Genomic DNA, 13,019 nt, shown 5'->3' with positions numbered 1-13,019 from the left:
CGATGGTCAAAAAAATCTTATATTGCGCAACCGTTGATTATCATTTCAAGGCATTTCACCTGCCATATATGAAATGGTTTAAGGATCAAGGCTGGGAAGTGGATGTGGCTGCAGCAGGTAATCTAGATTTACCATATACCGATAACAAATATAATATTGCCATCGAGCGTTCCCCATTTCATCGATCAAATATAAATGCATACAAACAATTAAAGAAAATCATTGATGAAAATAATTATAAAATGATACACTGTCATACCCCATTAGGTGGCGTACTTGCCCGTCTAGCTGCAAAAGAGGCGAGAAAAAAAGGAACAAAGGTTATCTATACCGCGCATGGCTTTCACTTTTGTAAAGGTGCACCGTTCGTAAACTGGCTGCTCTATTACCCAATTGAATGGTATCTATCAAGGTATACAGATAGTTTAATAACGATTAATCAAGAAGATTACCGGCTGGCATTAAACCACCGATTTAAAGCGGCTGCCATTGAACATGTGCATGGTGTTGGAGTAGATACGGAAAAGTTCAAACCGGTTACTGCCGACAAAAAAGCAGAACGTAGGAAGTCATTTGGCTATCAGGCCGATGACTTTTTGTTGTTTTATGCTGCTGAATTTAATCAAAATAAAAATCAGCAGTTTCTGATTCATGTTACAGCGTTGCTGAAAAATCACGTCCCAAATGCAAAGCTTTTACTAGCTGGGGAGGGTGCCCTTCTAGAACACTGCCAGGAGTTAGCCGTGAAACTTGGTATTGGCGATATGGTTGAGTTCTTGGGTTTTCGAAAGGATCTTGACGAAATCGTGCCAATGTGCGATATCGCAGTTGCTTCCAGTTTACGTGAGGGATTGCCAGTTAATGTCATGGAGGCAATGGCATGCGGACTGCCTGTTGTGGCGGTAGATAATCGGGGGCATCGGGAGCTGGTAATTGACAATCAAACCGGTTGGCTTATGCGTCATTCCGAACAACGTGAATTTGCAAATAAAGTGTTATCCCTTGCTAAGATGACGGATACGCAAAAAGAATTTGCGAAGAATGCTAGAGATCTGATTATAGAAAAATATAGTATCAATAAAGTTTTATCTGAAAAAAAGCCAATATATCAATCTTTCATGGCGGAACAGGAGGAGTTGGAATGGGCGGTCCATTGAGAATACTGCATGTCGTCGTAAATATGAATCGCGGCGGTGCAGAAACACTGATTATGAACTTGTATCGAAATATGGATCGATCAAAAGTCCAATTTGATTTCCTTACTTGTAAAGAAGGTGTTTTTGACAAAGAAATTATGCAAATGGGTGGGAATGTACATCGAATCCCCTATGTGACAGAATCTGGTCATCGTAAGTACGTTCGCGATCTCGAGCTTTTTTTCAAAGAGCATAAGGAATATAAAATTGTTCATTCTCATCTCGATAAAATGAGTGGCTTTGTCCTTCGTTCTGCCAAAAAAGCAAACATTCCAATAAGGATTGCCCATAGTCATAACACGATGAGCGAAGGTGGATTTTTATCCAGGGCTTACAAGTGGTATGCGGGAAACTATGTTACCTCGAGTGCAACGCATTTATATGCTTGTTCACAGGCAGCGGCTAAATGGTTATATAAGCATCACTCGGAAAAGGCTACACTCTTAAACAATGGAATCGAAACAGATAGATTTCGATTTTCTGCCAATACAAGAAACATAGTCAGAAAAGAACTGAACATTAAACAAGATACATTCGTTTTAGGGCATGTAGGAAGGTTTGCACATCAAAAAAATCATGATTTTCTCATCGATGTATTCGCAGGAATCCATCAAAAAATACCGAACTCCTGTCTACTACTGGCAGGTGATGGTCCGTTAAAACAGAAGATAATGGGTAAAGTATATCAGTTGAAATTAGAGAAAAAGGTGTATTTTCTTGGTGTAAGAGAAGATATACATAACTTACTACAGGCTTTTGATATGTTTGTTTTCCCTTCGTTGCATGAAGGTTTGCCGGTCACATTAATAGAAGCTCAAGGTGCAGGGTTACCTTGTCTGATATCAAATGAAATAACACAAGAAGTGGATATGGGTCTTAATCTTGTTCAATATTTACCTTTATCAGATAAATACATATGGATGAAGAAAATGATTGATTTAGGAAAAAAGCAACCTAGACGGGAAGTATACCAGGAAGCTTTATCTAAGAAGGGCTATGATATCAGGAAAACTGCTGAACTCACACAAAATTCCTATTTAGATTTAGGGAGTGAAGCTGTTTGAAACAATTAACGATCTTTACCCCTACCTATAATCGAGCCTATTGTCTTCATCACTGTTATGAAAGTCTTACAAGGCAAACATGCAAAGACTTTATTTGGTTAATCATTGATGACGGATCGACGGATAATACGAAAGAATTAGTAGAAGCTTGGATGGAAGATAATCTTGTAGAAATAAATTATCATTGGCAGGAAAACCAAGGTATGCATGGTGCACATAACACTGCATATGACATGATTGATACGGAACTAAATGTTTGTATTGATTCGGATGATTATATGCCAGATGATGCTGTTGAACAGATCCTTTCCTTTTGGAACAAATCTGTAACGGATCAGGTAAGTGGCATGATTGGTTTGGATGCTGATCAGAGTGGGGCTGTCATTGGCACGAGGTTACCAGAACAAATAGAACAATCGACATTATTTGATCTATACAGCAAGCATGGAGTTAAAGGAGATAAGAAACTTGTCTACCGTTCAGATTTAACAAGGAAATATCCTTATCCTCTCTTTAAAGGCGAGAAATATGTCGGGCTTGCTTACAAGTATTACATGTTGGATAAGGATTATGAAATGCTTTTAATGAATGAGGTACTATGCTGTGTGGAATATCTTCCAGATGGATCTTCAAAGAATATGCTAAAACAGTATCGAACGAATCCATTGGGCTTTTCATTTTATCGTAAAGAGCTCATGAAATTACCGTTTGTTACCAATTCATTTAAGTTTAGGCAAGCCATACACTATGTATCCAGCAGTCTATTAAGCAAAAACACCACCTTTTTACAGGAAACACCAAATAAAGTATTAACATTTCTAGCAATACCATTTGGGACGATGTTATATCTCTACATAACATCCAAAACTAGGAAAGTTAGCTTATGAGTTTTAAATTGAAAGGGTTTAGCAAATGACTTTACTGTGGATAAATCTTGCTATGGTATTTATGTATTCATTTTTTGCAAGATACTTTGCAAAACCAGTAATGAATCCAGGAATATCTGTTTCCGTACAGCCAAATAAACTACTGCTATTTGGTGCCCTAACGACGTTGGCATTCATTTCGGGTCTTCGGTCAAATATAGGAGATACGTTCAATTATATAAACATTTATGCGGATAATGAGTTTACATGGGAATACATCCTGTCGCAGAAAGATATTGGATTCGGAGTATTTCAAATGGTACTGAAAAATTATATATCGGAAGATCCGCAAATCATGATTTTTGTTTCTGCCTTATTAACAAATCTATTAATTATTATCGTGTTATACAACTATTCAAGAATGGTTGAACTTAGTCTATACGTTTATATAACAGGTGGCTTATTCTTAGTCTCGATGAACGGAATCAGACAGGTGCTTGCAGCAGCAATTGCCTTTACTGCAATTAAATTTCTGATCAACGGAAATTGGTGGAAATATACGTTTGTTGTTGTTATAGCCTCCTTATTCCATCAAACTGCACTCATCCTACTTCCGATGTACTTTCTAGTTCGGTTTAAGGCATGGTCTAAAGCTACGATTGGCCTTGTCCTATTTTCAGTAATCGTCGTTATCGGTTATGAGCAGTTTACTACATTATTATTTTCGGCAATTGAAGATACACAATATGGTGGGTATGCCGATTTTGCTGAGGGTGGAGCAAATATGATTCGGGTAGCCGTAGAAGCAGCACCACTGTTTATAGCCTATTTAGGAAGAAACAAGTTAAAGAAACTTTTCCCTGAAAGTGATTTCATCGTAAATATGGCATTGATTGGATTTGTTTTTATGGTAATCGCAACACAAGAATGGATCTTTGCGAGATTATCTATTTATTTTCAGCTTTACGGACTGATTCTCATTTCCTGGTTACCGAAGCTTTTTCGGGAAAGGGACCAAAAGTTTGTCTATTTTGGCATCCTCGTCTGTTACTTTTTATATTATTTTTATGAGAGTGTGATAACTCTTAATATCCTATACAGAAGTGATTATTTAATCTGGTAAAGGAGGAAGTATATGCCGATTCTAGTAACAGGTGGCGCCGGATATATCGGAAGTCACACCTGTGTCGAGCTACTCAATCAAGGCTATGAAGTTATTGTACTGGACAATTTCGCGAACAGTAATCCGGAAGCTTTAACTCGAGTGGAAGAGATTACGGGAAAAACAATGAAAGCTTATCACGTGGATTTACTGGATAGAGAAAGTGTTAAAGAAGTATTTGAACAGAATAAAATTGAGTCGGTGATCCATTTTGCTGGTCTGAAGGCAGTAGGTGAATCTGTTTCCGTTCCACTCTATTATTACCAAAACAATATAACAGGAACAGTTATTCTATGCGAGGTAATGCAGGAATACGGTGTAAAGAACCTCGTGTTTAGTTCATCCGCAACGGTATATGGAACACCAGATAAAGTGCCGATTAAAGAAGACAGCAAACTGGGAGCGACCAATCCATATGGACGTACGAAACAGATGATTGAGGAAATTCTTCGAGATGTAGCTTTTTCAGACCCCTCATGGAGCATTTCATTACTAAGATATTTCAACCCAATTGGTGCTCATCAAAGTGGCCGGATTGGAGAAGATCCAAATGGAATTCCGAATAATCTCATGCCATATATATCGCAGGTCGCTATCGGAAAAAGACAACAATTACAGGTTTTCGGCAATGATTATCCAACGAAAGATGGAACAGGTGTAAGAGATTATATTCATGTCGTCGACTTAGCGATCGGTCACTTAAGGGCTTTGGAGAAAGTGCAGTCTATAAAAGGTATTGAGGCTTATAATTTAGGCACAGGAATAGGTTACAGTGTGTTGGAAATGGTAGAAACGTTTAGAAAAGTCTCTGGGAGACCCATTCCATATGAATTGACAGACCGGCGTTCGGGTGACATTAGTACGTGTTATGCCGACCCTGCCAAGGCAAGAGATGAGCTTAACTGGCAAGCGATGCGTGGAATTGAGCAGATGTGTAAGGATTCGTGGCGATGGCAATATCATAATCCTAATGGCTATAACAAGGCTTTCAGTAAACAGAATATAAGAAATGACAGAAATCCAGTGCGTTATGCAGCTGGTTTTTTTAATGTCTAAAAAAGAGGTTACGAACCATGCACTTAACACAGAAACAATTACAGGATATTTTAATGACTGTATACGAAAAAGGTAATCAGTCAAAAGATGTCAACGTCATGGAGATTGTAAATGATATGAAGCAAAGCTTATTATTTACAACTAATCAAGCACCTGTTCATAAGCAGGATATAAAAAAATGAAAGGAGTGAACGCTTAGTGAAACGGTTCATGGATGTATTAATTTCCTTCCTTTTAACATTAATACTGTCGCCGGTAACTCTCTTAACAGCAATCATGATACGACTTGCAATGGGAGCACCGATTTTATTTAAACAGCAGCGACCCGGTATTAATGGGAAACCATTTGAACTGTATAAGTTCAGAACGATGACAGATGCAACAGATAGGAAAGGCAGACTACTGAATGACGAACAACGCTTAACACGATTAGGGTCCTTTTTACGGAAGTATAGCCTGGATGAGCTTCCGCAGTTATTCAATGTTCTCAAAGGAGATATGAGTTTGGTAGGACCAAGGCCATTATTGATGGAATATTTAACATTGTATAACGAAGAGCAGCGAATGCGTCATATGGTAAGACCTGGAATGACGGGCTGGGCACAAGTGAATGGCAGAAATGCGATTACTTGGGAAGAGAAATTTACATTGGATAGTTGGTATGTCAAAAACCAAAGTCTTCTTCTTGACTGCAAGATTCTTTTTCTAACAACTATAAAAGTATTGAAAAAAGAAGGAATTCATTCACAGGATTCGGTCTCGATGATGAAATTTACAGGCTCGAAAGAAGTGCTATAGCATGAAAGTCATCATTTTGGGGGATGGCGGCCATAGCAGAGTCATACAGGAAATGATTTTTATGAATGAGGAATATGAGATCGTTGCTATTCTGGATGATAAATATAAACAAGGGTTTCAAACATTGGGAATCATTCATGCCCCTATTTCTTACTTAGTCAAACTACTAAGGAAAGATACCAAAGTGGTTGTTGCAATTGGAGATAATCAAATAAGAAAAAAGGTAGTTCAATCATTACATTTATTACCGGAAAACTATCTTTCCGTTATTCATCCTTCTGCTGTTGTTAGCCCATCATCGACAATTGGCTTCGGAACGGTCGTTATGCCAAATGCAGTTATTAATGCCAAAGCTGAAGTTGGTAACCACTGTATTATCAATACAGGAGCCATTATTGAACATGATAATTGGATTGACAATTTCACGCATATTTCACCAAATGCTACGTTAACAGGCAATGTGACGGTTGGAGAAGGCGTACATATCGGGTCTTCTGCCACGATTATACCTGGGAAGCATATTGGCAATTGGTCAGTGGTTGGAGCGGGTTCTACCGTAATTGAACATATACCAGCCTATAGCAAGGCAGTTGGATCCCCAACAAGAATAATACAAAGGATATTGAGTAAATAGGAGATGAAGGATAAGGTGGTGGATTTATTGACAAAATCAAAAATATATCTTTCTCCACCGCACTTGAGTGGGAGAGAACAGCAGTATATTACGGAAGCGTTTGAAACCAATTGGATAGCGCCACTAGGACCAAACGTTGATGCATTTGAAAAGGAAATAGCCTTAAAAGTTGGGGTCAAAGATGCTGTTGCAGTCAGTTCAGGAACTGCAGCAATTCACTTGGCTCTTTCTTTATTAGGGGTGACAAGGGGAGATAAAGTATTTTGTTCGACACTCACCTTTGTTGCAAGTGCAAATCCGATTCTTTATCAAGGAGCAGACCCAGTTTTCATAGACTCCGAACGAGAGACGTGGAATATGTCTCCGAAAGCATTAAAGAGAGCATTCCAGGAATCGGTACATGAAGGAAATCTACCAAAGGCCGTAATTGTTGTTAACTTGTATGGTCAAAGTTCAAAGATGGATGAATTGATTGCGTTGTGTAATCAATATGGTGTTCCCGTTATTGAAGATGCAGCGGAGTCATTAGGCACAACCTATAAAGGAAAGCCCTCGGGTACGTTTGGGAAATTTGGTATTTATTCTTTTAACGGCAATAAAATCATTACTACTTCAGGTGGCGGAATGCTTGTTTCCAATGACATGGAAGCAATTAATCAAGCCCGCTTTTTAGCAAGTCAGGCCCGTGATCCTGCACCACATTATCAACATAGTGTGATCGGATTTAACTATCGAATGAGTAATTTATTGGCTGGTGTCGGAAGGACCCAATTACAAGTCTTAGAAAACCGCGTAGCAGCAAGAAGAAGCATTTTTGATATTTATCACTATGCGTTAAAGGAACTTGCTGGATTCCACTTTATGCCAGAGTTGCAAGATACAAAAAGTAATCGCTGGCTAACGACACTGACTATTGATGAGAACGTTGCAGGTGTAACAGTCAGTCAATTGCTGGAAGAATTGAATAAGGCAAATATTGAAGCTCGACATGTTTGGAAACCACTTCATTTACAGCCACTTTTCAAAGGGGCAAGGTACTATGCTCATGGGAAGAACGATCATGTTGCTGAAATGTTATTTCATAAGGGAATTTGTCTTCCTTCTGGATCGAATTTATCTGGAGGAGAGCTAAAACGGATTATTACATGCATTAGAGAAACAGTAACCAATTCCATCCGTAATCGGAGCTATTTGATTTCAGGAAAACACGAGGTATAAAAAATGATAGGTGAAAATATAAAGAGAATCCGAAAAGAATTAGGTATCACTTTATCTGAGTGTGCCCAAAGAGCGAATATATCCAAGTCATATCTCAGCAATATTGAACGCAATTTAAATCGGAATCCATCCGTGTTAATCATTGAGAAGATTGCTGGTGTGTTAAATGTAGATATTCATAAGTTAATTGGTTCCGAGGATGAACAAAATGAGCAAGCAATAACGGGTGAATGGTTAGATTTTGTAAATGAGTTGAGGGAATCCGGTGTTGAGAAAGAACAATTGCCGGAATTTAAGTCTGTTATTGAGTTTGCGAGGTGGAGGAATGAAAAGGAGATTGAGAAAACTAAATCAGATAAGTTTGTTGACGAGGGAAAAATAAATGAATAGTAAAAAGTCATTTAGAATCCTTCAAGTTGTTGGAGCAATGAATAGAGGCGGAACAGAAACATTACTCATGAATATTTATAGAACTATTGACCGAGAAAAAGTACAGTTTGATTTCATTTCTTATAGTGACCAGGAAGCTCACTATGACGAGGAAATAAGAAAACTTGGTGGTAGAGTTATAAAGCTGTCGAAAACAAATTCCATCAAGGAAATTTACAAAGTGATTAAGAAATATGGACCATATGAAGTGGTTCATTCCCACACATTATTTCATTGTGGCATCGCAAATGTCGCAGCTTATTTGGCGGGTGTAAAGGTGAGAATTTCTCATGCCCATACAACATTAGACAATAGTGAAAGTTTTTACAGAAAAACTTATATTAGATTGATGAGACCTATTATTAAAGCCTTTTCGACAAACCTTTTAGCATGTAGCAATGCTGCAGGAAGTTATTTGTTTGGAGAACAAACTCTGATTAAGGAGAAGTATTCCTACTTTCCTAATGCTATTGATTATTCGATATTCTTACAAAATCACTTAGCAGAAGTTAAGAAATTTAAAATAGAAGAAGGTTTTGGAAGAAGTATTATTATTGGCCATATTGGCACCTTTAAAGAGGCAAAAAACCACTTCTTTTTATTACAAATAATAAAAAGTCTATTAAATAAGGATCCTTCTATTAAGTTACTACTGGTTGGAGATGGTGATTTAAGAAAGCAAGTAGAAGAAAAGGCTAACCAAGAAGGACTCCTTGAAAATATAAGATTTGTTGGAATAAGAGATGACATATCAACGATGTTGCATAGTATGGATGCTTTCGTCTTTCCGTCCTTATATGAAGGGTTAGGGTTGGTTTTATTGGAGGCACAGGCAAGTGGTATCCCTTGTATTGTATCTGAGTCGATTCAACCGGAAGCAGATTTGAATATTGGTTTGGTATCAAGCCTTTCATTAACTGATGGACCTGACGTTTGGGCAGATAAAATTGTAGAGGTAGCGAGTAATAAGGAAAAAAACATTAAAAAAATTATAGATGGATTTGAAAACAACGGATATTCTCTAACGGAGGCTATTACAAAACTCATGAATATCTACAAATTAAAAGCTGGTGACAAACATGAAAAATATATTAATCGCCTCCTTTGATATGGAAGTTGGGGGAGTGGAAAGAAGCTTAATTAGTATGTTATCTAATTTTGATTACCATAATTATAAGATCGATCTAATGTTGTATAGTCATTCTGGAGAATTTATGGATTTGCTTCCATCTGGACCAAATTTAATCGCGGAATCAAAGGCCTATAAAACCTACCGTATGTCTATAAGCGATAACATAAAGGCTGGTCAATTAGCACTTGCCCTTGTGCGGTTAGTGGCAAAGTATCGAGCTAGCATAAATAGATCACCTGAGAATGGCTATAAACAGATGCAATATATGTGGAAATACGCATTACCCTTTCTACCGAAATCAAAAAAAAACTACGATGTTGCAATCAGTTATTTATGGCCACATTACTTTGTTGCTGAAAAGGTTAAAGCAAAGACAAAAATCGCTTGGATACATACAGATTTTTCAACCGTAGACACAGATATAAAAATGGATTTAGAAATGTGGAATAAATTTAATTATATAGTGGCAGTTTCAGAGGATTGTAAAAAAGCTTTTATTAACAAGTATCCGATTCTGAAAAATAAGGTATTTGTCATGGAGAATATTATGGCTCCAGATATTGTCAAAACACTGGCTAATGAAAAATGTGAGAATCCGATGGATAGTGATTCACGGTTTAAAGTGATAACCGTAGCTCGGTTATCCCATGCAAAAGGGATCGATAATGCAGTTAAAGCACTAAGATTATTAAAAGACAAAGGGTATAACAATATCGCTTGGTATGTCGTTGGCTATGGTGGAGATGAAGAAATGCTTCGTCAGTTAATAGCTGAGAACGATCTTAAAGAAAGCTTTATCCTGTTAGGTAAAAGAACGAATCCATATCCATATATGAAGGCAGCCAATCTTTATGTCCAGCCATCGAGATATGAGGGTAAGGCAGTTACTGTAGGGGAAGCTCAGATTCTTGGGAAACCTGTTTTGATAACGAACTATCCGACTGCACAAAGTCAGATTCGAGATGGAATTGATGGAACAATATGCGAACTGTCTAGAGAGGGAATTGCTGATGGGGTAGTGAGCTTGTACAAAGATCTGTCATTAAGAAATAGGCTAGCTGATAACTGTTTGAAAATTAATCATCATAATAGTTTTGAACTGCATAAATTATATGAAGTAATAGGATAGATTCAATGAAAGAGAGGATATTATGAAGGTTTATACAATTACCTGTCACGATGTTTACAATCATGGGGCGTCATTGCAAGCATATGCATTGATGAAGTATTTAATGAAATGTGGCCACGATGTAGAAATAATAGATTATAAACCAAATTATTTAAGCAATCATTATAAATTATTAAGTATTGATAACCCCAAATGGGCGAAAAGTGTATTCACTAAATTTATATATTTAACGCTTAAATTACCTGGTAGATTACAGGGGTTAAGAAGAAAGAAATCTTTTGATAAATTTACTACAACGTATCTAAGATTAACGAATTTCCATTATTATTCTAATGAAGATCTGAAGAAAAACCTACCCATTGCAGATGCCTATATATGCGGTAGTGATCAAATTTGGAACAGTTCTTTTGAGAATGGGAAAGATCCTGCATTTTATTTAAATTTTGCTCCAGAAGACAAGGTGAAGGCGTCTTATGCCGCAAGTTTTGCAACTGATTCCATTTCACCAGAAATAACACCAGTTGTTAAAAAGAACTTAGAAAGATTAGATGAAATAAGTGTCAGGGAAAAAAGCGGGATAAAAATCATAGGGAGTATGGGTATTTCAAGGGCGGTGAATGTGGTAGATCCTACCCTCCTATTAACCAGGGAAGAGTGGAATAAGATTGGAAACCAAAAATTCAATGGGAACTATATTCTTATTTATGACTTTGATAATAGCAATTTGATAAAAAAGGTTGCAATGGATATAGCAAAAGAAAAAGGTTATCAAATATACAGTATCAATCCAGGAAATATTAAGTATGCTGATAAATATTTTAAATATGTTGGTCCTGATACATTTATATCCCTTATAAGAGATGCTGCATTTGTAATTTCTAATTCGTACCATGCAGCCGTCTTTTCGGTTTTATATAGGAAGAACTTTGCAATTATAAATAGAAATGAATCCATAAACACTAGAATGAGGGACTTTTTGATTGAAATGAAACTGGGAGATAGATTAATTGATGAAAACTACGATTCAGGAAAACTTTTAAGTAAGGTCAATCACGGTGAAAGCGAAAAGATTTTACAAGAAAAGATAGTGTTTTCTAAAGAGTATTTAAAGGATATTATGATATCTGAAAGAGGGATGAGAAAAGTTTTATGAAAAAGAAGGTCTTATTTGTAATAGACTCTTTAAACAGTGGTGGAGCAGAAAAAAGCCTAATATCATTACTTAATGCGTTTAACTTTGATAAATATGATGTTGATCTATTATTATTCTCCCCTAGAGGTTTGTATCTACCCCAACTTCCAAAAGAAGTGAAAGTTTTGGAGGTACCAAATCTCTTCATAAATATGCAGGAGAAGATAAATAGAATAGTAAAAAATAAAAGCTTTAAGGAGCTTTATATTAGACTAGGGATTTCGCTTTCTTTAAGAATCCCAATTTACAGAAAAAGAATGCATAAAGCCCAGATAAGTTGGAAATGGTTATCAAGGGGATTAGAAAATTTAAAGGGCAGCTATGATATAGCCGTTGCTTATAGTCAAGGAACTCCAACCTATTACGTGGCTGAAAAAGTAGTAGCAAAGAAGAAATTATGTTGGGTTAACACAGATTATAAATTAGCACCCTACAATAAGCATTATGATGAAAAGTTTTATAAACAATATGACCATGTTATTGCAGTCTCCGATTATAATAAGAATATTTTTATAAAGGAAATGCCAATTGCTAAGGAAAAAACTGTCGTTATCTATGACATTATTTCATCAAAGTTTATACAGTCAATGGCTTGCGAACCTAGTTGTTTTAATGATAATTATGATGGTATAAAAATATTGACTATAGGCAGGCTAGTGGAAGTAAAGGGGTATGATCTAGCAATTGAGTCTTGTTTTAAGTTAAAACAAAACGGCATTAAATTTAAATGGTATGTAATTGGTGAAGGTAATTTGAAAAAAAAATTACTAAAAAAAATTTATAAGTTGGGTCTAGATAATATATTCATATTGTTGGGTACACAATCAAATCCCTATAATTATATTAAAAATAGTGATATATATGTGCAGACTTCAAGGTACGAGGGATTTGGGCTAGCGATAGCAGAAGCCCGTATGCTAAACAAACCAATAGTGAGCACGAATTTTGACACCGTATATAATCAAATCGTTGACGGAAAGAACGGAATTATCGTCGACATGAATTCAGAGGCTATAGCTAAGGGGATTACAAAATTAATTAAGGATAGAGAGCTAAAAGAAGACATTGTTGAGAACCTACATAAAGAGAAGAAAGGTAATGTGCAAGAGATAAACAAATTATATGAGCTAATAGGATGAAGGT

13 protein-coding genes and 1 pseudogene are annotated in these 13,019 nt (G+C 36.6%); all 14 read left to right on the top strand.

The window, feature by feature from the left end:
- Positions 1-2 precede the first annotated feature (2 nt).
- The 14 genes and pseudogenes from MN204_RS02405 to MN204_RS02340 all read left to right on the top strand — a co-directional run bounded on the left by MN204_RS02405 (position 3) and on the right by MN204_RS02340 (position 13,015).
- Positions 3-1,157, top strand: coding sequence for a glycosyltransferase family 4 protein (locus MN204_RS02405; protein WP_249869468.1), 1,155 nt, complete (start codon positions 3-5; stop codon positions 1,155-1,157).
- A complete protein-coding gene (locus MN204_RS02400; RefSeq protein WP_249869467.1) occupies positions 1,142-2,260 on the top strand; it encodes a glycosyltransferase family 1 protein in 1,119 nt (372 codons plus the stop codon). Before MN204_RS02405 ends, MN204_RS02400 begins: the two co-directional genes overlap by 16 nt.
- Positions 2,257-3,147 (top strand): glycosyltransferase family 2 protein, encoded by an 891-nt coding sequence (locus MN204_RS02395; protein WP_249869466.1) that lies wholly within the window; start codon positions 2,257-2,259, stop codon positions 3,145-3,147. Before MN204_RS02400 ends, MN204_RS02395 begins: the two co-directional genes overlap by 4 nt.
- 25 nt (positions 3,148-3,172) lie before the next feature.
- Positions 3,173-4,249, top strand: coding sequence for an EpsG family protein (locus tag MN204_RS02390; RefSeq protein WP_249869465.1), 1,077 nt, complete (start codon positions 3,173-3,175; stop codon positions 4,247-4,249).
- Between the two features lie 12 nt (positions 4,250-4,261).
- A pseudogene (gene galE, locus MN204_RS02385) lies at positions 4,262-5,275 on the top strand (UDP-glucose 4-epimerase GalE); the annotation flags it as partial.
- Positions 5,276-5,361: 86 nt separating this feature from the next.
- Positions 5,362-5,526, top strand: coding sequence for a YwzD family small protein (locus MN204_RS02380; protein ID WP_249869464.1), 165 nt, complete (start codon positions 5,362-5,364; stop codon positions 5,524-5,526).
- 16 nt (positions 5,527-5,542) lie between these two features.
- Positions 5,543-6,142 carry a sugar transferase gene (locus tag MN204_RS02375; RefSeq protein ID WP_368858636.1) on the top strand — a complete coding sequence of 200 codons (600 nt, stop codon included), beginning with the start codon at positions 5,543-5,545 and terminating at the stop codon, positions 6,140-6,142.
- Position 6,143: 1 nt separating this feature from the next.
- A complete protein-coding gene (locus tag MN204_RS02370) occupies positions 6,144-6,776 on the top strand; it encodes an acetyltransferase (protein WP_249869463.1) in 633 nt (210 codons plus the stop codon).
- A gap of 15 nt (positions 6,777-6,791) precedes the next feature.
- Entirely contained in the window at positions 6,792-7,994 is a 1,203-nt protein-coding gene (locus MN204_RS02365) for a DegT/DnrJ/EryC1/StrS family aminotransferase (RefSeq protein WP_438804678.1), read from the top strand.
- A gap of 3 nt (positions 7,995-7,997) precedes the next feature.
- Entirely contained in the window at positions 7,998-8,384 is a 387-nt protein-coding gene (locus MN204_RS02360) for a helix-turn-helix domain-containing protein (protein WP_249869461.1), read from the top strand.
- Positions 8,377-9,531, top strand: coding sequence for a glycosyltransferase family 1 protein (locus tag MN204_RS02355; protein WP_249869460.1), 1,155 nt, complete (start codon positions 8,377-8,379; stop codon positions 9,529-9,531). Before MN204_RS02360 ends, MN204_RS02355 begins: the two co-directional genes overlap by 8 nt.
- On the top strand, positions 9,503-10,684 hold the full coding sequence (locus MN204_RS02350; protein ID WP_249869459.1) for a glycosyltransferase: 1,182 nt from the start codon (positions 9,503-9,505) through the stop codon (positions 10,682-10,684). The genes MN204_RS02355 and MN204_RS02350 overlap by 29 nt, the downstream gene beginning before the upstream one ends.
- A gap of 22 nt (positions 10,685-10,706) precedes the next feature.
- On the top strand, positions 10,707-11,837 hold the full coding sequence (locus tag MN204_RS02345) for a polysaccharide pyruvyl transferase family protein (protein ID WP_249869458.1): 1,131 nt from the start codon (positions 10,707-10,709) through the stop codon (positions 11,835-11,837).
- Positions 11,834-13,015, top strand: a complete 1,182-nt coding sequence (locus MN204_RS02340; RefSeq protein ID WP_249869457.1) for a glycosyltransferase — start codon at positions 11,834-11,836, stop codon at positions 13,013-13,015. The genes MN204_RS02345 and MN204_RS02340 overlap by 4 nt, the downstream gene beginning before the upstream one ends.
- The last annotated feature ends 4 nt before the right edge of the window (positions 13,016-13,019 follow it).

It is taken from the genome of Oceanobacillus saliphilus (assembly GCF_023522835.1).
Classification (GTDB): domain Bacteria; phylum Bacillota; class Bacilli; order Bacillales; family Amphibacillaceae; genus Oceanobacillus; species Oceanobacillus saliphilus.
This window is presented reverse-complemented; position numbering and strand designations above follow the sequence as displayed.